The organism is Pseudoalteromonas sp. M8 (assembly GCF_018141365.1).
Taxonomy (GTDB): domain Bacteria; phylum Pseudomonadota; class Gammaproteobacteria; order Enterobacterales; family Alteromonadaceae; genus Pseudoalteromonas.
This window is the reverse complement of the sequence record NZ_CP047240.1, coordinates 3,314,548-3,335,112: the sequence shown is the minus strand read 5'-3', so window position 1 is coordinate 3,335,112 and position 20,565 is coordinate 3,314,548. Positions and strand designations below refer to the sequence as shown.

Genomic DNA, 20,565 nt, shown 5'->3' with positions numbered 1-20,565 from the left:
GATGGAACAATATATCAATTTATTTATAAAAGCAGTTTTCATTGAAAACTTAGCTTTGTCTTTCTTCTTAGGTATGTGTACTTTCTTGGCGGTATCTAAGAAAGTAACAACGTCGCTAGGTCTAGGTATTGCGGTAGTTGTAGTTCTTGGTATCTCTGTACCAGTAAACAACTTGGTTTATCACGCAGTGCTAGCGCCGGGCGCATTGGAATGGTTAGGCTTCCCTGAAGTGGATCTTAGCTTCCTACGCTTCTTGACGTTTATCGGTGTAATCGCAGCGCTTGTTCAAATTCTAGAAATGACATTGGATAAGTTCTTCCCTGCGCTATATAACGCACTAGGTATCTTCCTACCGCTAATCACAGTTAACTGTGCGATTTTCGGTGCGGTATCATTCATGGTTGAGCGTAACTTAAACTTCGGTGAATCTGTAGTTTATGGTCTAGGTTCAGGTGTGGGCTGGGCACTTGCTATCGTATTGTTAGCAGGTATTCGTGAGAAGATGAAGTATGCAGACGTTCCTGATGGATTACGTGGCTTAGGTATTACCTTTGTTACTGTAGGTCTAATGGGCTTTGGCTTCATGTCATTCTCTGGTATTTCACTGTAAGGTAGCGAGGAAACTATACGATGGAAACTATTGTATTAGGCGTAAGCATGTTCATCGCTATCGTTGTGATGCTAGTGCTTATCATCATTGCAGCGAAATCGAAGCTTGTAGCAAGCGGTGACGTTACAATTGATATTAACGGCGATCCTGAAAAAGCGATCAAGACTCCTGCTGGCGGTAAGCTACTAGGTGCACTTGCAAACGCGGGTATTTTCGTATCGTCTGCATGTGGTGGCGGTGGCTCATGTGGTCAGTGTCGCGTACATATTAAAGAGGGTGGTGGTGATATTCTACCAACCGAACTTGACCACATCTCTAAAGGTGAAGCACGTGAAGGCTGTCGTCTAGCGTGTCAGGTTAACGTTAAAAACGACATGGAAATCGAAGTTGAAGAATCAATCTTCGGTGTTAAAAAGTGGGAATGTACTGTTATCTCTAACGATAACAAAGCAACTTTCATCAAGGAGCTAAAACTAGGCATCCCTGAAGGTGAAGTTGTACCTTTCCGTGCCGGTGGTTACATTCAGATTGAAGCACCAGCTCACCATGTTAAATATGCAGACTATGATATTCCTGAAGAATATCGTGCTGACTGGGAACGTTTTGGTTTCTTTAAGCTAGAGTCTAAAGTTGACGAAGAAACGATCCGTGCATACTCAATGGCTAACTACCCAGAAGAGTTTGGCATCATCATGCTAAACGTACGTATCGCAACTCCGCCGCCAAATAACCTAACATTACCTTGTGGTAAGATGTCATCATTCATCTGGTCACTTAAAGAAGGTGATAAGGTTACTATTTCTGGTCCATTCGGTGAATTCTTCGCGAAAGACACAGATGCAGAAATGGTATTTGTTGGTGGTGGTGCTGGTATGGCGCCAATGCGTTCACACATCTTCGATCAGCTTAAGCGTCTTAACTCTAAGCGTAAGATGTCTTTCTGGTACGGTGCACGTTCTAAGCGTGAAATGTTCTACGTGGAAGACTTTGACGGTCTAGCTGAAGAAAATGATAACTTCCAATGGCATGTTGCCCTTTCAGATCCTCAACCAGAGGATAACTGGGAAGGTTACACGGGCTTCATTCATAACGTACTTTATGAAAACTACTTGAAAGATCATGAAGCACCGGAAGATTGTGAGTTCTACATGTGTGGTCCTCCAATGATGAACGCGGCAGTTATTAACATGCTTAAAGACTTAGGTGTTGAAGACGAAAACATCCTACTTGATGACTTCGGTGGTTAATTAGGTTTCGGTCTAACAATGAACTTAAGTTAGAATATCAGCCCTCCAGCAAAATGCTTTGCTCGAGGGCTTTTTTATACCCGTTGGTACTAAACTCAGGAAGTTCTGATGCAAGCAAGTTACGCTTTTTTATCTCGATTTTTTATTATTTCGTTTTTATTCGTTTTTTTAACAGGGTGCCAAGACGCCAAACCTGAAGCCAAGGAGATCGTGCTGTCTGGTAAAACCATGGGCACGACTTACAACATCAAGGTATTCCCCGGTGAAAAGCCGCTCGAACAAGCGCAGTTGCACGAGGAGGTTGAGCAAGCATTAAAGGCTGTTAATCAATCTATGTCCACCTATATCCCAAATTCTGAGATTAACCAGTTTAACCGTTTAGCCGCAAATACCGTTATGCCTATCAGTGAAGACTTTCGCTTGGTAGTTGCTGAATCTATCCGCCTTGGAAAGTCGACCAAAACGCTTGATGTTACGATGGGACCGCTTATCGATTTGTGGGGATTTGGTCCTGACAAAAGACCAACAATGCGTCCGTCACAGGTCGAGTTAGACGATATGCGCACTCGTATCGGTGTTGATAAGCTTATTTTAAATGACCGTGGTCTTGCGAAAACAGTTACGGGGCTGGAATTATCATTTTCTGCAACCGCTAAAGGCTATGGCATAGATAAGGTGGCAGAGGTGATTGAGAGTCATGATATTCATGACTATATGGTAGAAATCGGTGGCGAGCTTCGCGTTTCTGGCAAGAAGCCGGATGGAGAGTGGCGTATTGCTATCGAGAAACCCGATGCGCCTGTTGGTCAACGCCAAATTCATCGCGTGATAGAGCCTGGCAAAAATGGCATTGCAACTTCAGGTGACTACCGTATTTTTTATGAAATGGATGGTGAAACCTTTACACACCTTATTGACCCTACAACGGGTCGCCCAGTTAAACATGAGCTGGTGTCGGTAACGGTACTACATCCATCTGCGATGACGGCTGATGGCCTAGCGACAGCATTGACTGTGATGGGCACGGAGCGTGCAAAGGCGTATGCCACTGAGCATCAACTCCCCGTGTATTTGATGTATAAAAGTCCTGAAGGGATCAAGAGTTACGCGAGTGAAGCATTTCAGCCGTACTTGAATTAAGCTGTACAACACCCCATAATTTAATTGTGAGTGACGCCATGAAAGCGTATAATTTGCGCGTCGTCACTCAATTCAATGTAGCAATAAAAGGGGCTAGATAATGTCTTTATTCCTCCTTACTTTCGGTTTACTTATGCTTATCGCTGTTGCGATGGCAGTAGGCGTTATCGTACAAAAGAAATCCATGGCCAGTAGTTGTGGTGGTTTGGGCTCAATGGGCATTGACAAAATTTGTGATTGCGACGATCCATGCGATAAACGCAAAAAGCGGTTAGCAAAAGAAGAGATGTGGAAAGAAAACCAGATCCTATAACCGTAGAATGGTATTAATTGAAAACGCAAGCTTAGCTTGCGTTTTTGCTTTTTGGGTAACAAACCTTAGGTTAAGTAAAAATGCAGCGGCAGCTATATTTTGTTCGTCATGGTGAAACGACCCTATCAGGCCATTTACTTGGAGTGACAGATCCCGAACTCAGTAGTACTGGTGCTCAGCAATTGCTGCAATCGTTAACGAGCCTAAGTGGCCTGCAGGGTATTATTAGCTCTCCAAGGAAGCGCTGCCTGAATACAGCCACAGCCTTTGCAAAGCAGTATCAACTCCCCGTTGAGGTGGAGCCAAATCTCGCCGAATTTGATTTTGGATTATGGGATGGACAACCTTATGATACGCTTTGGCGAGAAACCCAATTTCCAAGTATTGGTGACTTTTGGCAAAACCCTTGGCTGCACACGCCTCCTGAGGGCGAGTCTATGTATGATTTTCATCATCGGGTCGCCACGTGGTGGCACAGTATTTTGGCGTCGCCAAGTGAAGAGTGTACCGCCGTCGTAGCGCATGCCGGAGTAATAAAAGCGCTTGTAGCACTTATTCTTGACCTATCGCCTGAGCTTACTGCATACCAATCGAAGATAGATATTCCTTATGCGGGTATAGTAAAAGTTGAGGTGTTTTACGACAGCAGCCAAACTGCTTGGCCAAAAGTTGTATTTTAGACGTCTAGACTTCATAATATTGCAAATTTCGTGATAGGCAGATATTGGGAATGAGGTGTGAGTCCTCAACTGTCCCCGCAACTGTAAGTGTATGAGTGTTACCTCTTGCATAAGTCAGATACCAAGGCCTATCTATATACTTAAGCGGGCAGACTTAAGTCAAAGTTGTCGCTTGTCTATAAGCTACTACTTTGCCGTGCCCAATCAGAGGTGCTATGGCAGTTACTCCACAGTTTCAAGTCGATAAACTTAGCGTGCAGCTTGGTGGTAAAGCCATCTTAAAGGCACTCAGCTTTGCTATTAATTCGGGTGAATTTATTGGTTTGCTCGGACCGAATGGTGCTGGAAAGTCGACTTTGCTGCGCACTTTATATCAATACACAGCGCCAAGTTCTGGGTCGCTACTTTTCAATGGTAAGCCGCTAGCTAGTTATGGACGTAAAGCCTACGCGAGACATGTTGCTGTGGTGCTACAAGAGATCCCCGCTGAGTTTACTCTGCCATTATTTGATATGGTATTGATGGGGCTAACACCGAACAAATCACTGCTCGCGACAACGACGGCTGCTGAAAAACAGGCAATCTTACATGCCATTGAGCAGGTTGGATTGAGCCATAAATTAGAGCAATGTTTTAGCTCCTTGTCTGGTGGGGAGAAGCAAAGGGCAATGATCGCACGTGCCATGGTGCAAGCGCCTCAAGTATTGATAATGGATGAGCCCACCAGCCATTTGGACATTAAATATCAAATCCAAATTATGGAGCTGGCCAAACAGCTTGGTGTTACTATCATTGCGTCTTTTCACGACTTAAATTTGGCTAGCGCCTTGTGCGATCGCTTATTAGTATTAAATAACGGTGAGCTTGTTGCAGATGGGTCGCCACTTGAAGTCATTAACGAAACCCTATTAAGCCAAGTTTTTGGGGTATGCGCAGAGGTTTCTACTGTCCGTCATCCGCCAAATAACAGTGAGATCCCACATATACGCTTTCATTACGGGTATCAATTATGATTGCCGCAAAGCGGATCGCGTTGATATCGATACTGCTATTGGCCTTGTGCTGTTTTAGCATGCTGATGGCACTTAAGATCGGTGCGATTGATTTATCTTGGCATACGGTTATACAAGCGATTATTAATTTCGATCCCAGCGTACTTCAACAACGGGTGGTAGTTGAGCTTCGTCTGCCACGGACGTTACTGGCGATGAGTGCGGGAGCAGGACTGGCGATAGCGGGTCTTATTTTACAAACCGTGACGCGTAACCCTCTAGCTGATCCTTATTTATTTGGTATTTCTTCAGGTGCTTCATTCGGTGTGGTGGTGCTTATCGCGCTATTTGGTGCACAGTCTAGCCTAATGATGTCTGGGGCTGCATTTGTCGGAAGTTTGCTGTCTATCTTGCTGCTTTTATTTGTGGCAAAACGCAATGCACTACAGCAGGTAGAAACTATGCTCTTGGCGGGCGTCGCACTTTCTTTTCTGTTCAGTGCCTTTACTAGCTTGTTGCTCTATTGGAGTGACCCTCAAGCCATCAGTGCAATCTTGTTTTGGAATCTAGGCTCGTTTGCAAGGGCGAGCTGGCAATGGCTATGGCTTCCATGTTTGGTCGTGTTGCTGAGTTTTATCACGCTTTTAGTGATGCGTCGGCCGCTCAACGCCTTGTTACTCGGAGATGAGAGCGCCACCACGCTTGGCGTGAATGTAGGACGAGTGCGAATAGGTATGTTGTTATTGAGCTCCTTACTCACCGCAGTACTTGTGGCTGCGTGCGGCGGAGTCGGATTTGTAGGCTTGATGATCCCGCATATCGTACGCTTTTTTATCTCGCAAGCAAAGGTCATTGGGCTTGTGGCCACCGCGCTTTGCGGTTCGCTTTTGATGCTATGGGTGGATGTATTGTCGCGCACTCTTATCGATAATCAGGAACTTCCTGTGGGTGTGATCACCGCCGCCATTGGCAGCGTGTTCTTCTTAGCATTGCTTATTTTCAAAAATCGCCGCTCTGGAGGCGTCGGAGTTACCCATGGTTAAACCGTTAGATACTCGCTTAAACACGCTTATTCAACAGCGCATTGACTTAAAAACCAAACCGCTAGGTGCGCTTGGTAAGCTTGAAGCCTTAACTGCGCAGCTAGTACAGATCTTCTCACAAGGGCAGACGCAATTAGACATAGAGCAGTTAGCAATAATACGCCCTGCAATGTTTGTTTTTGCGGGCGACCATGGTATTGCAAGCCAAGGAGTTTCTATTGCGCCAAGCGAAGTAACTGGGCAAATGGTTGCAAACTTTGTGCAGGGGGGGCCGCGATCAACGTCTTTTGTCGACAACTTGGTTGGCAGTTAACCGTAGTAGACTGTGGCACATTAGTGCCATGTGAGCCTGCGCCGAATTTGCGCTCACAGCGACTTGGCGATATTACTCATGCCTTCCATAAACAACCCGCGATGAGCGAAATGCAGCTCAAGCAAGGACTTGAATATGGAGAGCAAGTGGTGATGTCCGCTATTGAAGCGGGTAGCAACGTGATTGCTTTTGGTGAAATGGGGATTGGCAATACCAGTTCTGCAGCTGCAATTTTAGCGGCGCTCAGCGGGGCGAGTGTGGAATTGTGTGTGGGGCGCGGTACAGGCATTGACGATGAAACGCTTTGCAAAAAACGGGCACTTATCAAACAGGCTCTAGAATATCATCAAGATAAGCTTGCGACACCAGAGCAAATTTTGCAGCGCCTAGGTGGCTTTGAAATTGTGCAAATGGTTGGTGCCATGCTGGCGGTTGCTCGGGCACAAAAAGTAATCATAGTGGATGGCTTTATCTCCACCTCAGCGGCTATGTTGGCAAGTAGAATAGCACCGCATAGTAAGCAATATATGGTGTTTGCTCACGGCTCTATGGAGCAAGGTCATAAGTTAATGTTGGAGCAGTTAAACGCTGAGCCATTACTGCATTTAGATATGCGCTTGGGTGAGGGAACGGGCGCCGCTCTAGCGCTTCCATTATTACAAGCTGCGCTAGGCTTTTTTTGCGAAATGGCAAGCTTTGCCGATGCCCATGTTACGCAAGTGGTAGACGCATAATGCAGTGGCAACAAGAGTGGCGACTGTTTAAGCTTGCCGTGGTGTTTTTAACGCGGGTGCCAATTCGTTTGGATCCTGCCCCTTCATCTGATGAACTCAACGAAGTGAGTGGTTACTTTGCTTTAGTTGGTTTATTTGTTGGTGGCTTCTCGGCCATACTTGGCTATGTTGCTAGTAGTAGTGTGTCACTAATGTTCGGCGCCGTCGTTGCACTGGCTGCGAGTATTTTACTTACCGGCGCTTTCCATGAAGACGGTCTTGCCGATGTTTTTGACGGTTTTGGCGGTGGCTGGAGTCGTGAACAAAAGCTTGAGATCATGAAAGATAGCCGTCTTGGTACTTACGGTAGTTGTGCGCTGATATTGCTGCTATTGGCCAAATTTTCGCTTTTGACCATGCTCTTTAATGACTTTGCAGTGGCACTCACTGCACTTATTTTAGCCCATAGCCTAAGCCGTGCCTTTGCGGTGTCTTTAATCGGTGCGCTTAACTATGTACAGGCTGATGAGCAGAGCAAAGTTAAGCCGGTAGCGAAACATCTATCAAGTGCTACGGCGACTCGCCTTACGCTCACTACCACCGCGATTTTAATTTTCTGTTGGCCATGGCTTGCGCTTTCACTGTTCGACTTGCTGATGTTGTGCACTTGCTTATTTGTGTTAAGGCTTGTGTGCATTAAATGGTTTAACGCTCAGCTTGGTGGTTACACCGGAGACTGTTTAGGGGCCGCGCAGCAACTCGCTGAGCTTGTTATTTTGCTTTTTATTGTGGGTCATCTCTAATGGCACAAATACAGTTAATACTGGGCGGTGCTCGCTCAGGCAAAAGTCGCTTGGCAGAGCAGCGCGCTATTCTATTGTTAGAGCAAGGTGCGGTGAACGAACTTTACTATGTTGCAACTGCAAAAGCCCAAGATGAAGAAATGAAAAGCCGAGTGTTTGCTCACCAGATGCAGCGTGATAGCCGCTGGCAGCTAGTGGAAGAGCCGTGGCATATTGATAAGCTTATTGCTACTGCACGCGAAGATGCGCTGTTACTTATCGATTGTTTGACCTTATGGCTGAGTTTTGGCTTATGCGAAATGGGTAAGGCCGCGACCATAGACAAAAAAGAACATGTGCTGGCGGCACTAGAAAGCTGTGCTGCCACTGTTATTTTGGTGAGTAACGAAGTGGGGCATGGGATAATTCCGCTTGGCGAGCTAAGCCGTGAGTTTGTTGATGAATCTGGTTGGCTCCATCAAGACATTGCTAAAGTGGCCGACAGAGTCGATTTTGTTATTGCAGGCTTGCCACAATGTTTAAAAGGTCAAGACGTATGAAAACCTTAATGGTGCAGGGTACCACGTCGGATGCCGGTAAAAGTACACTGGTTGCGGGACTTTGCCGGGTGCTGCAACGAAGAGGCTTATCTGTTGCGCCTTTTAAGCCGCAAAATATGGCACTAAATAGTGCCGTCACACCGTGCGGCGGTGAAATTGGTCGGGCGCAAGCACTCCAAGCCGAGGCCGCAAAAGTCCCACTATCCACAGACTTTAATCCTATTTTGCTTAAGCCAAACTCTGACACTGGCGCACAAGTGATCATTCACGGCAAAGCCATTAGCAATATGGAAGCAGCCGCTTATCATGATTACAAAAAGGTAGCGATGGAGGCCGTACTTTCCTCACATCAACGCCTCAGCGAACAATTTGAGCTGTGCATAGTGGAAGGGGCGGGGAGCCCTGCTGAGATCAATCTGCGTGAAAATGACATTGCCAATATGGGGTTTGCCTGTGAAGTTGCATGCCCCGTGATCATTATCGCTGATATCGACAAAGGCGGGGTGTTCGCACACTTGGTTGGCACACTTGCGCTATTAAGTGACTATGAACAAAGCTTGGTTAAAGGGTTTGTGATCAATCGCTTTCGTGGTGATATTGCGTTATTGCAATCTGGACTTGACTGGCTCGAGCAAAAAACGGGTAAGCCTGTACTTGGGGTATTGCCCTATTTGCATGGCTTAGCGCTCGATGCAGAAGATGCGGTGACGGTGGACAATATTTGTGAACGGGGATCGTTAAGCGTCAGGGTTTTACTATTTCCTCATATTAGCAATCACACCGACTTTGACACCTTGCGCTTAAACCCTGAAGTGGATTTGCGTTATGTACGCTATCAAGAATCTATCGGTCCTTGTGACTTAATCATTCTGCCCGGCAGCAAAAATGTGTTGAGCGATTTAACCTTCTTACGCAAACAGGGTTGGGCAGAAGAAATCAAACGGCACCTGAGGTACGGTGGTAAGGTACTAGGTGTGTGTGGCGGTTTGCAAATGTTAGGTAAGTTCATCAGAGATCCAAATGCGGTGGAATCAACACTCGGTGAAGTCGCTGGGCTTGGTCTGGCTGACTTTGAGACCACACTCTCAGAGCAAAAAGTACTGACGCAAGTGTCTGGCATTTGCCAATTGGATGAGCAAAGTGCTGAAATTTGTGGTTACGAGATCCATGCGGGGATCTCTTCTGGAGCGGCACTAGAGGTGCCATTCTTGCGATTTAACACACATCCAAATAACAGTGTGCAGGACGGTTTTATCTCCCGAGATAATCAAATTGCAGCCACCTATTTACATGGTTTATTTGATACGGTCGCCGCCACACAGGCTATCTTGTCTTGGGCCGGTAGTAAGCAAGCGGGAACAGCCGCGATTGATTTAGCGAAGCACAGAGAGCAGCAAATTACGCGTCTTGCCGACAGCTGTGAAGCACATTTAGATTGGCAAAAATTGATGAAAATAATTGAGGAATAACATGAGCGAACAACAAGATAAGCATCAGCAACGACAGCAAAAAGTAAAACAACAAGTCGATGAAAAAATTGCCGCTGCGCAGCAAGAGCAGGGCATTTTGCAAGTGATCACAGGTAACGGTAAAGGTAAGTCAACATCTGGTTTTGGCACCGTTGCGCGTTGTGTCGGTCATGGTATGAACGCTGCGGTTGTACAGTTTATTAAAGGAACCTGGGATTGCGGTGAACGCAATTTGCTCGAAAAAGCCGGCGTTCCATTTGCGGTCATGAAAACGGGCTTCACATGGGAAACGCAAAACCGTGAAACCGACACTGCCGCCGCGCAGGCGACGTGGCAACAAGCAAAAGTATGGCTACAAGATGAAAGCATCGACTTGGTATTGCTCGACGAAATTACGTATATGTTGAGCTATGATTATCTAGATTTGGACGAAGTCATAACGGCACTAGAAAACCGTCCTACCATGCAGTCGGTGATTGTAACTGGGCGCGGTGCACATCGACGTCTGACTGAGCTTGCAGATACCGTGAGTGAAGTGCGTAATGTGAAGCATGCGTTTGAGGCCGGCATTAAGGCGCAAAAAGGGTTTGACTACTGATGCTAAAATTCGCCTTATTTATTGTTCTAGGTTTTGCCTTTAGCGTTAGTGCTAAGCCCGCAGAGCGGATCATCGCGCTTGCGCCTCATATTGTCGAAAATCTTTATGCAATAGGTGCTGGGGAGCGGATTGTAGGCACGGTCGCCTATGCCGATTATCCAGAATCAGCCAAGCAACTGCCTCAAGTTGGTGACTATCAAGGTATTTCGGTTGAGAAAATTTTGGCACTTAAGCCTGATCTTATCATTGCGTGGAAAAATACAAGTCACGTTCCTATGCTTGAAAAGCTCGAAAGCTTTGGTGTTGAGGTGATTTATAGTGAAGCGAAATATCTAGATAAACTACCCGATGAGTTGCTACGCCTAGGTAAAATTACTGGCCTTGGAGCTCAAGCTCAGCAACAGGCTGATTTATTTGCTAAACGTTTAAATGAACTAAAGGCCCAGTATAAACAAAGCGCTAGCTTAGCTGTATTTTATCAATTGTGGCCATCACCGCTGATGACCGTAGGAGGCGAAAGTTGGTTACAGCAAGTCTTTACTGTGTGTAATGTGAAAAATGTTTTTGCTGACGCCACCACGGACTATCCACAAATTAGCATTGAAAATGTTCTGTTGAAATCACCGCAAGTGATTGTGATCCCTGAAGAAAAGACCAAACAAGAGGTTAAAGCAATTGCATGGCAGCAATGGCCGTCGATCCCTGCGGTAAAGTATCAACAAACTATTTCGGTAGATGCCGATCTGCTCCATCGTTACAGCTATCGTATGCTTGAGGGAATATCGGATTTATGTGGTAAACTCGACGTTTCTCGAAGCCATTATAATATGATGAAAAAAGGTGAAGCATGACAACGTGGAGTGACGTGTTAGGTCAGGAAAAACAACAAGATTACTTTAAACAAACCATGGATTACGTGGCAGAGCGTCGTGCTCAAGGTATAAATGTGTTTCCGCCCCATGAACAAGTATTTGACGCGTTCAAAGTCACGCCTTTTGATCAGGTTAAAGTGGTGATTTTAGGGCAAGATCCCTATCACGGCCCCAATCAAGCTCATGGTCTATGTTTCTCTGTGTTACCAGGGATTAAGCCGCCGCCGTCGTTAAATAATATGTATAAAGAATTAGTGCAGGATATTAACGGCTTTCGCATACCTAATCACGGCTACCTAATTGACTGGGCTAAACAGGGCGTACTGCTGTTAAATACAGTGTTGACGGTAGAACAAGGCCAAGCCCATTCTCATAAGCATTTGGGCTGGGAGCGCTTTACTGATGTAGTGATTGAAAAGCTGAATGCCCACAGCGAAGGTGTGATTTTCTTACTTTGGGGCTCACACGCTCAGAAAAAGGGTAAAAGCATAGACACAAATCGTCACCATGTTTTACACGCGCCACATCCTTCGCCGCTCTCAGCACATCGCGGCTTTTTTGGTAGTGGCCATTTCAGCAAAACTAATCAGCTGCTCACCCAAATGGGTAAGCTGCCAATCGACTGGCGATTGGCCGAGCTATAGCAGATAACAACAAAAAAGAGCGCCGTGAAGGGCGCTCTTTTTAGTTAAAATCAAATTCGTCTAAATCAACATTGTCTGCGAAAATATCCAATTCCTGTAATTCTTTGCGTAGTCGCTGTTTATCTTTTAGCGCTTCAATTTCACGCCATTTTCTTTTTTTGCCCTTAGATGAAGTTTTTTTCCTAGTATCCGGACTTTCTAATAATTCTAATAACTCGTCTAGGGTATCCATGAAAATCTCCTATTGATAAAAACAACCTAAAGTGGCATTTGCTTTGGCTGTTGTTAGCACTACAACTGCAATGACACCGTTGATTTCTTCATACTATTTGGCAAACCTCAACATGAGGAACCGATAAAAGTCTGATAGCTAAAGTACGCTACAAACAACCCCGCGTTGCTTGCTTTTTGTACCAAAACCAGAAAGTAGCGGCATCAATTTTCACTTCAAGTGATATTGATATACCACAGACGGGATAAAAATAAAACACAATTGTGTCTTTTGGGTTAAAACCAAGTGACAGTTTGATGAAGGTCAATTCGGGTGATATCTAGGAGGTGTTCAGAAGGGTTTGTATTGAGAGCGATAACAAAAACGCCGCAATATGCGGCGTTTCGAAATCGAATGTTTAAGGCACTTACAGTGCTTTAAAGCGTGCGACTAATGTTTCTTGTGCATCGGCAAATGAGCGAATACCTTCAGCAAGCTTTTCTGTGGCCATTGCGTCTTGGTTATGTAACCAACGGAACTCACTTTCGCTAAGCGCAGCTGGTTTTGCTTTAGGCGCAAAGTCAGCCTCAAGTAAGTAATTTTCGTTTGCAGGCATTGCGGCAAGCTCTTCTAATAGAGAAGGGCTAATCGTGAGCTTATCACAACCCGTTAGGGCTAGAATTTCACCTGTATTTCTGAAGCTGGCGCCCATTACAACGGTTTTATAACCGTGCTGCTTATAGAATTCAAAAATACTACGAACAGATTGCACACCCGGATCTTGTAGTGGGTCAGTTGGTTTTTCTAGGCCGTTGGCAACGTGCCAATCTAGAATACGCCCAACAAATGGTGAGATTAAAAATACGTTTGCATCGGCACATGCACGTGCTTGCGCTTCGCTAAATAGCAGCGTTAGGTTACACTTAACACCTTCTTTTTCCAGTGCTTCAGCGGCTTTAATACCTTCCCAAGTCGATGCAATCTTAATCAAGATTTTGTCTTTGCTTACGCCCTGCGCTTGATATAAATTTAATAGCGTTTTTGCTTTTGCGATAGTCGCTTCGGTATCAAAAGATAAACGTGCGTCTACTTCGGTTGAGATATATCCCGGCACAGAGTTCGCGATTTCTTTGCCAATCACAACGGCAAAATAGTCACAAGCAAGCGCTAACTGCTTGTCGGCGTCACTTTCATTGGCTTTGGCATAATCCCAAGCTTCTGTTAGATAAGGCTGATAAGCAGGCGTCTCCGCCGCTTTAAGTAAAAGAGAAGGGTTAGTTGTTGCATCCTCAGGCTGTAGCTTGCGGATGGCTTCAATGTCACCGGTGTCAGCGACGATTGATGAGTGTTGTTTTAGCCTATCTAATGCTGAAGTCATGTGTTCCTCATTCCAATATTGATAACAGCGAAGTGATATTAGACGCCTTATGTTGCAACACCATTAAATAGCTGAATAGGTCATATGTCCGTATCGGGCGACATATCACACTCGTTATTTAGGGTTATTGTTATATAAGGTCGAGTTGTAAAGCGAAGCTGTATTTTAACAGCGAATTGCTTAAGCCCAAGTGAAAGCGGACAAACACTTGAAGTTACTTGGGGATAGTGTTGAAATTGACATTAATTACTAGCTAAGTCAATAGGCAAACCATGATCACAGTTATCTCTCCAGCGAAAAACCTAGACTATGAAACACCTGCGCCAACCAAGATGCACACACAGCCAGAGCTGCTGGAGCATAGCGAGTCACTTATTCAAGTTTGTCGCGATTTATCACCACAGCAGATCGGTAGCTTAATGAAGATAAGCGACAAGCTCGCGGGCTTAAATGCGGCAAGGTTTGCCGAGTGGTCAGAGCCTTTTACACAAGACAATGCTAAACAAGCTATTTTTGCTTTTAATGGCGATGTGTATGTCGGTTTAGAAGCGCAAAGCCTAACTGAGGCTAATTTAAATTATGCGCAAAATCATTTACGTATCTTATCTGGGCTGTATGGCATCCTAAAACCACTTGACTTAATGCAGGCCTATCGTTTAGAAATGGGTACAAAGTTAAGTAACCCGCGTGGCAAAAACCTGTATGAGTTTTGGGGCACGATTATCGCTGAAAAACTGAATAAGGTCATGGAAGGGGCACAAACACAATACTTGGTGAACTTAGCTTCAAATGAGTACTTTAAAGCGGTAGATAAGAAGGCGCTGAAAGGTGACATTATCACTCCTATCTTTAAAGATTGTAAAAATGGTCAATACAAAGTCATCAGTTTTTACGCGAAGAAAGCGCGCGGTATGATGGCAAGGTATATCATTGAGAACCAAGTATCGGATTTGGAAAGCCTGAAAGCGTTTGATATTGCAGGATACCGCTTTAGTGAAGAAGCAACGCAAAAGGCTCAAGAACCGGTGTTTTTGAGAGCAGAACAATGACAACAAAATTATGTGTAGCAGCAGTGTTCGCCGCTGCGTTTGTGAGTGGCTGTAGTGGACATTTTACAACTAGAGTCAGCAATGTGCCGGTCGATTGCGAAGGTGATTCACGTTCGTGTTCTATGAGCTGTCGCAAAGATTACTCGGATCCGATGCAAGTACAAAATTGTGAGGACAGGTGTTTCCAACAGCAAAATCAATGTCGAGTGGATAGACCAACAGAAGACAAATGGGAAATTACAGACGAAAAACCGACTTATCCCACTTCCTTTTAATATGCCGCGCTACGCGCCTTTGGGTAAGCTCATATAGGCGCGTACGACCCTATCCCTAAATGCTAAATCCGTTGCCTTTTCGGCAGCTCTGTATAGTTGGCAAAACCCCTCGGGCTTTCCTGTTTGCAATAAGATGTCATCTAAAGCATCGATGCCAGTTAGGGTCTGTTGCCAGCGAGATACGATAACAGAGTCAGGCTCTGGCAGCTGACAGAGGATTTGCTCAGATAGCCTAAACTCACTGTTGGTAGCGACCTTGATCATATCGTCATTGGCCGCAGCTAACCAAGTAGCGCCTTTTGCGTTGACACAAATTAACGGTAAATAAGGCGCGATGGCTGGAAAGGCGGTGTTTTTAAACACCTCCACTTGCCAGTAAGCGCGAGCAATCTTAACAAACTGCTCGAAATTAGTGATGGCTGAAAAGCCTGATTGTGCGATGGGTTTGATTTCAACTCTGGGTTTGTTTGCATTCACGGTATCGTTTGCGGTATCTATATACCAATCTCCCACCAACATCGCATTTTGAAAGTACTCATCGCGTAGCGAACCCCATACTTTTTTCAGCTCGGCATTCTCTTTAAGCATGTAATTTCTGAGCACAGATAAACGTTCTGAATTTTGCTTGAGCTCCGTGGTGACGAGTTTAAACATTTCATCGCGAATTTCTAGGCAGCGACCAAGCGGGTAGGGTTTATCTGAAAAATAACTGTACTTTGGTGCGAGCGTGAGATCGGCATTGAGACGAAGGTTTGCCAGCTCAAAAGCGAGTAAATCTATTTCCTGTTGTGTCAAAACAAAGCCACTGGGTAGATACTAGATGGCACTAGTATAACCACAGTGGCGAATTTGGCCTATTTAATTGAAGAAATTAAATAACTTAGGATTGCATCTGGCTCGGGATCTCGGCTCGTATCCGGCAGATATTTAGGCCTTGTGAATATGCCTTGTTCTACTAACGCGTCCAGTGCATCTAAGTGCGCAATGCCCGTTTTACCGAGATATAAATTATCTAAGCTGCGGGTATTGGCAAGCTGCACTATGTCTTTAAAGCCTTTTAAGTAGAGATGATCTTTAGTAAAGCCACCACCACGGAAAATTCGAGTGGTCAGCGCAAAGGCTTCATTGACGTTTAATACACCCGAGTCAGCTAAAAACTCATACACTTGATAGAATTTATCGCCTTTAAGTAGCATGTTAACCGCAATCACCCTAAGCGCTAATACTTTCAATCGTGTCAGATTTATTTGCCCAGATTGATACTCGCGGTAGATGGCAAGGCCCTCTTGAGTATAGGTATTGCCAGGTAAACCTAAGTGCAGCACTTTAAGTTGCTGGGCGTCAGCATTTAAAGTCGTGAGTAAGTGCACGCCAATTTCATGCTCTATCAAGGCATTGATATCAAGCTCAGATAGCATCGCACTGCTATTTACAAGCAGAAGACGCTTACTATTGTCGACCATTGCTTTGGCAACGAGCTTGCTTGATATAGCGACCTTACAAGGTAAGCCCATAGCCTCAATCGCTTGATTAAAACGTACCAAGGCTTGCTCGGCTGTAATGTCTTTTTTTGGCAAGGTCTCTGTTTCGCGCGCGTGCAGCAAGAAGGTCGCATTATTTATATCGTTGTAATCCGGCTCACCATAATAGCGTAGCGAGTTATACAAAAAGGCTTCGCGACCAATTTGGGTGATCAGTTCGATTTTAGTCGCGTAGCTGTCGATCACTTTACGATATAAATCTTTTACGATCGGATCTTGGATTTTTCCAACGGGCAAGCGATAGAGTTGCTCTTTAAACTCATACGGGTCAATTTTCAGCGGGCGATATTTAAACGCAGGCTGATAATGACGTTTCGAGAAAAAGCGACGTTTCTCTTGGGCGATATTGCTTGGGTTAACATAATGCAGCGTTTCAAGGTTTCTGGCTATGCGGTACAGCGCAGAGTCCACGTTAATCAGCGCAGGGTCAAGCTGCGACGTTGATTTTGCTTTGCGAAGTGGCTTATAGCAGTGATTTTTAGCAAATGTTTTTGCCGTTTTACTCAAAGCAACATGCATGTTGCGCTGTAGTTTTTCAAACACCACAGGGAATAATTCGCCGCTGTTTTCGTCCATAAAGACTTTTTTTACTTCAAGCGGTACCACTAAGGTGTTATCAAAGTGGCTGGTAATATATTGCGCTTGATAACCATGGCCCTGAAAGACGGTATTTTCAGCACAATCCACCAGCTGGCCTGCCAGTTTTTTCAGTCCTAGCTGTTTTTTCAGCTCATCTAATACGGCGCGAAAACGCAAGGTATCAAGTTGTGCAGTGCCAATATTAAAGGTTGGTGCATAAGGGTAGCTACGAATTTGATAATTATAGCTGTGCACATCAAATAGCAAGCAGGCACCAAACTTGCGCTCAAGCGTGGTTAACAGCGCACTGAGCACACGGTAATAGGCTGCATGCTTAGACAAGCTAACATCTATGTCTGCATTTGGTAGCGCTTGGCTCCACACTTGTTTACCCCATGCTTCTTTGTATATCGCAAGCTCTGGCGCACGGTTAAGATCGTATTCGTAACGTGAGTCACGCGCGATAAGCGTGATGGGTAATGATTCAATCATGCCGTCGGTAAACGGATCTTCCTCTTGTAAACGCTCAGCATCGCTAATGGCGAACAAGCCTTTTAGGCTAGCACGGGTGCGGTGGCCTGCGTGTACAGCAGTGGCGACATAAGGCACGTATTCCCTCACTTCGAGGTGAAAAGCACCTTCAGCAAATTGTCCACTGATGGGTTTGCCGGCTTCAAGCGCGGCAATGATGGCTTGTTCAGATAGCATGAGCATCTTCTATTACTTGACGGAATTGGTTTTTGCGATGCGTTACTAGCTCTTTGGCGTGCACCACACTCTCTACAAAATCGATAACTTGCACTTGCAGCTTACAGCGGTTTAAACGGTTAATACGGGTTATCCCGCCAGGCGAGAGTACGTTAACTTCGATAAGCTTGCCGCCTATCACGTCAATGCCAACAAAATACAAACCATCACGCACAAGCTTAGGACCGATGTGCTTACATAGCGCTTTTTCTTGGTTAGTGAGTTTGTGTTTCACCACTTTGCCACCGGCATGTACGTTGGCACGTACTTCATTTGCTGCAGGCACACGTTTCATGGCGCCAATCGGTTCGCCGTTAAGCATTAGAATACGAACATCACCCTCGTCGGCACCTTCAACATAGTCTTGTAAAATGACGTAGTTGCTGCCTTTACCAGCCTCGTCGCCACCAATATAAAACTCAAGGAGTGAGCTAAAGCTTTGTTTCGCGCGTTTTTCAACGACGATAACACCGCGACCGCCAAAGCCATCAAGCGGCTTTAAGATCATTTTCTCTTGCTCTGATTCAGAGAATATACGCTCTAAATACTCTTTGTTTTTAGATACATGCGTATTTGGAATAAATTCTCTCGCGATGCCTTGGAAAGATGCCGTGTATAGCTTGTTATTTGCGATACGCAGGCCATCGATGTCGTTGATGATGAAAGTATCATCACGAACAGAGTCTAAAAAGTTCATCGCTAAGGTATCAAGCGGTGGGTTGGCGCGCATAAATATTGCGTCAAAACCTGCCAAAGGAAGCTGTACTTTTTTAAACTCAGCTTTGTTGTAAAAGCTCACTAAGTTATCAGATACTTTTTGGCCCGCAACAAATACATCACAGAAGGCACTGGCGACACTTTCGCGAATAGTGAGGTTGTTTACGGTGGTGATGGCAACGACGTGACCGCGCGATACGGCTTCGTGGATAAGTCTTAGCGTGCTGTCGTTTTCAGCTTCTACACGCTCCCAAGGGTACATAATAAAACAGATTTTCACGGGCTATTTTTGCTCAGCAAATAAATTGGCAATATAGCGGTAAAATAGCTTAGACGCTCACGGATTATTTTTATCGACAAGATAAGGAATATCAATCATCTATTGGGCAAGAAGCAGAGCACTGACAGGTGCTCTGCAGGGTGGATATCATACTCTAAAGCGGTTAACTATGTCACTCAATTCGTGACTTGCTCGTGTTAGTTGCTCACTGGTGTTGTTGAGCGAATGCGTGGTATCCAAAGAGTGATGGGTGGAGTCAGAAAGCTGAGCTATTCGCTCATTAACTTCTTGTGCTGCAAGACTTTGCTCGTCGGTGGCTTTGGCGATGTGGGTACTCATATCCGAGATAGCGTCAATTAGGTGCTCAATTTCGGTTAATGCGTTATCGGCAAGCTGTACCTGCTCAACCGTTTGCTCCGAGATTTGTTGGCTAACTTTAACTGCTGCTACGGCCTGCTGCGCTTCTTTTTGCAGTCGCTCGATCATGTTGTGGATTTCATCTGTGCTTTGACCTGTACGACTTGCAAGGGTGCGAACTTCATCTGCAACTACGGCAAAGCCTCGTCCTTGTTCACCTGCTCGAGCGGCTTCTATTGCCGCGTTTAGTGCAAGTAAATTGGTTTGCTCCGCAATACCTCGAATAACATCGAGCACCGATCCTATATGCTGACTCTCTTGTGCAAGGCTTGTCGTTGTCACGCTCACAGATTGAATTTGCTCCGACAGCTTTTTAATGGCGGCAATGGTTTGAGAAATCGTTTGTTTGCCTTTTTCACTGTAATTGCGTGCGTCTGCGGCGGAATGTTCTGCAGTATCTGCATTGCTACTGATCTCGCGAACTTGCATGGTCATTTGTTCGGCAGCCGTGGCGACTTGGCGGCTATTGTCATTTTGCGACTCAATAAATGCCAAGTTTTCTTCGCCAGCCGCTTTTACCTGATTAGCCAGTGTTTCAACTTCTTTAGCGTTATGGGCCACTGTCGCGATGGAATGACGCATCTTCTCAGTATACAAGTTAAAGTATTTGGCAAGCGCGGTTATCTCATCTTTACCGCTTTCGTCGAGTTGTCGAGTCAAATCGCCTTCGCCTTGAGCGATATCTTTCATCATGTCTTTGGCTTGTTGAATGGGGGTGATTATGCTCTTACTAATGACTGCGCTAAACGGGAATAGCAGCACGATGAGTACAGCCATCTCAATTAATAGCAAATTTCGAATATAGGCAAACTCAGCTTCGATAGTGTCGAGGTACACACCGGAGCCGATGATCCAACCCCAAGGTGTAAACGCTTTGATGTAAGATATTTTTTCGACAGGAGCTTCTTTACCGGGCTTTGGCCAAAGGTAGGGAACAAACCCCGCACCACTTTTTTCTGCCACTTGTACCATTTCAACGAATAAGCGCTTGCCGGTGGGATCTTTTGATTGGCTGAGATCTTTGCCGTTGAGCTCGCTTTTAAATGGGTGCATCACCATTTTGGGATGGTAGTCGTTGATCCAGAAGTAATTGTTACCTTCGTATCGTAAAGCGGCAACGGCATCAAGAGCTGCGGATTTCGCTTGCGCTTCTGGGAGTTTCCCTGATACATATTGTTGATGAAAGTAAGCCACTAAACTATAGGCATTTTCAACAAGGTTTTGAGTTTTATGATATTGCTGCTTTTCGAGAGCATCATACTGTTGCGATAAGCTTACTGCGCTTTGAAGGATAACGCCGATAATAACGACAATGATCAGTAACGCGAGGCGCTGGAAAATGGTGAGATTTCGAAAAAACTGTTTGGACATAACGCAATCCTTATGTCGTTTTTA

Annotated in this window: 21 protein-coding genes, 1 pseudogene and 1 riboswitch; of the genes and pseudogenes, 16 read left to right on the top strand and 6 right to left on the bottom strand. The window is 45.2% G+C overall.

Annotation, left to right across the window (positions count from 1 at the left end; all coding sequences use genetic code 11):
* Window position 1 precedes the first annotated feature (1 nt).
* The 14 genes and pseudogenes from nqrE (at window position 2) to ung (ending at window position 11,976) form a co-directional block, all read left to right on the top strand.
* Complete coding sequence (gene nqrE / locus GSF13_RS19870) at window positions 2-610, top strand: NADH:ubiquinone reductase (Na(+)-transporting) subunit E (protein ID WP_010372198.1); 609 nt, start codon at window positions 2-4, stop codon at window positions 608-610.
* A gap of 20 nt (window positions 611-630) precedes the next feature.
* The gene (gene nqrF, locus GSF13_RS19865; RefSeq protein WP_174169844.1) at window positions 631-1,857 is read left to right on the top strand and encodes an NADH:ubiquinone reductase (Na(+)-transporting) subunit F; all 1,227 of its coding nucleotides are present in this window, start codon (window positions 631-633) and stop codon (window positions 1,855-1,857) included.
* 108 nt (window positions 1,858-1,965) lie between these two features.
* Complete coding sequence (locus GSF13_RS19860; protein WP_174169845.1) at window positions 1,966-2,997, top strand: FAD:protein FMN transferase; 1,032 nt, start codon at window positions 1,966-1,968, stop codon at window positions 2,995-2,997.
* A 100-nt stretch (window positions 2,998-3,097) separates the two neighbouring features.
* Window positions 3,098-3,310 (top strand): (Na+)-NQR maturation NqrM, encoded by a 213-nt coding sequence (gene nqrM / locus GSF13_RS19855; RefSeq protein WP_010372193.1) that lies wholly within the window; start codon window positions 3,098-3,100, stop codon window positions 3,308-3,310.
* An 80-nt stretch (window positions 3,311-3,390) separates the two neighbouring features.
* Window positions 3,391-3,990: a histidine phosphatase family protein gene (locus tag GSF13_RS19850; protein WP_206472235.1), complete on the top strand. Its 600-nt coding sequence runs from the start codon at window positions 3,391-3,393 to the stop codon at window positions 3,988-3,990.
* Window positions 3,981-4,136, top strand: a riboswitch (cobalamin riboswitch). It overlaps the preceding gene by 10 nt.
* Before the next feature lie 69 nt (window positions 4,137-4,205).
* Window positions 4,206-5,003 carry an ABC transporter ATP-binding protein gene (locus GSF13_RS19845; protein ID WP_045987680.1) on the top strand — a complete coding sequence of 266 codons (798 nt, stop codon included), beginning with the start codon at window positions 4,206-4,208 and terminating at the stop codon, window positions 5,001-5,003.
* Window positions 5,000-6,025, top strand: a complete 1,026-nt coding sequence (locus GSF13_RS19840; protein ID WP_010606104.1) for an iron ABC transporter permease — start codon at window positions 5,000-5,002, stop codon at window positions 6,023-6,025. Before GSF13_RS19845 ends, GSF13_RS19840 begins: the two co-directional genes overlap by 4 nt.
* Window positions 6,018-7,072, top strand: a pseudogene (gene cobT / locus GSF13_RS19835) (nicotinate-nucleotide--dimethylbenzimidazole phosphoribosyltransferase). Before GSF13_RS19840 ends, cobT begins: the two are co-directional and overlap by 8 nt.
* On the top strand, window positions 7,072-7,854 hold the full coding sequence (locus tag GSF13_RS19830) for an adenosylcobinamide-GDP ribazoletransferase (RefSeq protein ID WP_211866813.1): 783 nt from the start codon (window positions 7,072-7,074) through the stop codon (window positions 7,852-7,854). Before cobT ends, GSF13_RS19830 begins: the two are co-directional and overlap by 1 nt.
* The gene (gene cobU, locus GSF13_RS19825) at window positions 7,854-8,393 is read left to right on the top strand and encodes a bifunctional adenosylcobinamide kinase/adenosylcobinamide-phosphate guanylyltransferase (RefSeq protein ID WP_010606107.1); all 540 of its coding nucleotides are present in this window, start codon (window positions 7,854-7,856) and stop codon (window positions 8,391-8,393) included. The genes GSF13_RS19830 and cobU overlap by 1 nt, the downstream gene beginning before the upstream one ends.
* Complete coding sequence (locus GSF13_RS19820; RefSeq protein ID WP_130163552.1) at window positions 8,390-9,862, top strand: cobyric acid synthase; 1,473 nt, start codon at window positions 8,390-8,392, stop codon at window positions 9,860-9,862. The genes cobU and GSF13_RS19820 overlap by 4 nt, the downstream gene beginning before the upstream one ends.
* A 1-nt stretch (window position 9,863) precedes the next feature.
* Window positions 9,864-10,460, top strand: coding sequence for a cob(I)yrinic acid a,c-diamide adenosyltransferase (gene cobO, locus GSF13_RS19815; protein WP_211866811.1), 597 nt, complete (start codon window positions 9,864-9,866; stop codon window positions 10,458-10,460).
* Window positions 10,460-11,311, top strand: coding sequence for a cobalamin-binding protein (locus GSF13_RS19810; protein WP_211866804.1), 852 nt, complete (start codon window positions 10,460-10,462; stop codon window positions 11,309-11,311). Before cobO ends, GSF13_RS19810 begins: the two co-directional genes overlap by 1 nt.
* A complete protein-coding gene (ung, locus tag GSF13_RS19805; RefSeq protein WP_211866802.1) occupies window positions 11,308-11,976 on the top strand; it encodes a uracil-DNA glycosylase in 669 nt (222 codons plus the stop codon). The genes GSF13_RS19810 and ung overlap by 4 nt, the downstream gene beginning before the upstream one ends.
* Window positions 11,977-12,016: 40 nt before the next feature.
* On the opposite strand, the gene GSF13_RS19800 is transcribed toward ung, so the two are convergent.
* Both GSF13_RS19800 and tal read right to left on the bottom strand, forming a co-directional pair.
* Window positions 12,017-12,208 (bottom strand): DUF3545 family protein, encoded by a 192-nt coding sequence (locus GSF13_RS19800; protein ID WP_010606112.1) that lies wholly within the window; start codon window positions 12,206-12,208, stop codon window positions 12,017-12,019.
* Window positions 12,209-12,614: 406 nt separating this feature from the next.
* Window positions 12,615-13,565, bottom strand: a complete 951-nt coding sequence (tal, locus tag GSF13_RS19795; RefSeq protein WP_211866801.1) for a transaldolase — start codon at window positions 13,563-13,565, stop codon at window positions 12,615-12,617.
* Window positions 13,566-13,837: 272 nt separating this feature from the next.
* On the opposite strand from tal, the gene yaaA reads away from it, so the two are divergent.
* Complete coding sequence (gene yaaA / locus GSF13_RS19790; RefSeq protein WP_010606114.1) at window positions 13,838-14,614, top strand: peroxide stress protein YaaA; 777 nt, start codon at window positions 13,838-13,840, stop codon at window positions 14,612-14,614.
* On the top strand, window positions 14,611-14,889 hold the full coding sequence (locus tag GSF13_RS19785; protein WP_158299126.1) for a hypothetical protein: 279 nt from the start codon (window positions 14,611-14,613) through the stop codon (window positions 14,887-14,889). The genes yaaA and GSF13_RS19785 overlap by 4 nt, the downstream gene beginning before the upstream one ends.
* Before the next feature lie 9 nt (window positions 14,890-14,898).
* On the opposite strand, the gene GSF13_RS19780 is transcribed toward GSF13_RS19785, so the two are convergent.
* From GSF13_RS19780 to GSF13_RS19765, 4 genes are all read right to left on the bottom strand, one after another.
* A complete protein-coding gene (locus GSF13_RS19780; RefSeq protein ID WP_102057359.1) occupies window positions 14,899-15,684 on the bottom strand; it encodes a hypothetical protein in 786 nt (261 codons plus the stop codon).
* A 59-nt stretch (window positions 15,685-15,743) separates the two neighbouring features.
* Entirely contained in the window at window positions 15,744-17,723 is a 1,980-nt protein-coding gene (locus GSF13_RS19775) for a flavohemoglobin expression-modulating QEGLA motif protein (RefSeq protein ID WP_174169853.1), read from the bottom strand.
* Window positions 17,707-18,753: a glutathione synthase gene (gshB, locus tag GSF13_RS19770; protein WP_010606117.1), complete on the bottom strand. Its 1,047-nt coding sequence runs from the start codon at window positions 18,751-18,753 to the stop codon at window positions 17,707-17,709. Before gshB ends, GSF13_RS19775 begins: the two co-directional genes overlap by 17 nt.
* 147 nt (window positions 18,754-18,900) lie before the next feature.
* Window positions 18,901-20,541: a methyl-accepting chemotaxis protein gene (locus tag GSF13_RS19765; RefSeq protein WP_206472246.1), complete on the bottom strand. Its 1,641-nt coding sequence runs from the start codon at window positions 20,539-20,541 to the stop codon at window positions 18,901-18,903.
* Window positions 20,542-20,565 lie beyond the last annotated feature (24 nt).

Bases quoted from the DNA above. Each gene is read 5' to 3' on its own strand.
- yaaA (WP_010606114.1), top strand. From the start codon at position 13,838: ATGATCACAGTTATCTCTCCAGCGAAAAACCTAGACTATGAAACACCT.
- GSF13_RS19820 (WP_130163552.1), top strand. From the start codon at position 8,390: ATGAAAACCTTAATGGTGCAGGGTACCACGTCGGATGCCGGTAAAAGT.
- cobO (WP_211866811.1), top strand. From the start codon at position 9,864: ATGAGCGAACAACAAGATAAGCATCAGCAACGACAGCAAAAAGTAAAA.
- ung (WP_211866802.1), top strand. From the start codon at position 11,308: ATGACAACGTGGAGTGACGTGTTAGGTCAGGAAAAACAACAAGATTAC.
- GSF13_RS19775 (WP_174169853.1), bottom strand. From the start codon at position 17,723: ATGCTCATGCTATCTGAACAAGCCATCATTGCCGCGCTTGAAGCCGGC.
- nqrE (WP_010372198.1), top strand. From the start codon at position 2: ATGGAACAATATATCAATTTATTTATAAAAGCAGTTTTCATTGAAAAC.
- GSF13_RS19810 (WP_211866804.1), top strand. From the start codon at position 10,460: ATGCTAAAATTCGCCTTATTTATTGTTCTAGGTTTTGCCTTTAGCGTT.
- GSF13_RS19845 (WP_045987680.1), top strand. From the start codon at position 4,206: ATGGCAGTTACTCCACAGTTTCAAGTCGATAAACTTAGCGTGCAGCTT.
- GSF13_RS19850 (WP_206472235.1), top strand. From the start codon at position 3,391: ATGCAGCGGCAGCTATATTTTGTTCGTCATGGTGAAACGACCCTATCA.
- GSF13_RS19765 (WP_206472246.1), bottom strand. From the start codon at position 20,541: ATGTCCAAACAGTTTTTTCGAAATCTCACCATTTTCCAGCGCCTCGCG.
- GSF13_RS19785 (WP_158299126.1), top strand. From the start codon at position 14,611: ATGACAACAAAATTATGTGTAGCAGCAGTGTTCGCCGCTGCGTTTGTG.
- nqrF (WP_174169844.1), top strand. From the start codon at position 631: ATGGAAACTATTGTATTAGGCGTAAGCATGTTCATCGCTATCGTTGTG.
- nqrM (WP_010372193.1), top strand. From the start codon at position 3,098: ATGTCTTTATTCCTCCTTACTTTCGGTTTACTTATGCTTATCGCTGTT.
- tal (WP_211866801.1), bottom strand. From the start codon at position 13,565: ATGACTTCAGCATTAGATAGGCTAAAACAACACTCATCAATCGTCGCT.
- GSF13_RS19800 (WP_010606112.1), bottom strand. From the start codon at position 12,208: ATGGATACCCTAGACGAGTTATTAGAATTATTAGAAAGTCCGGATACT.
- GSF13_RS19840 (WP_010606104.1), top strand. From the start codon at position 5,000: ATGATTGCCGCAAAGCGGATCGCGTTGATATCGATACTGCTATTGGCC.
- GSF13_RS19830 (WP_211866813.1), top strand. From the start codon at position 7,072: ATGCAGTGGCAACAAGAGTGGCGACTGTTTAAGCTTGCCGTGGTGTTT.
- GSF13_RS19860 (WP_174169845.1), top strand. From the start codon at position 1,966: ATGCAAGCAAGTTACGCTTTTTTATCTCGATTTTTTATTATTTCGTTT.
- cobU (WP_010606107.1), top strand. From the start codon at position 7,854: ATGGCACAAATACAGTTAATACTGGGCGGTGCTCGCTCAGGCAAAAGT.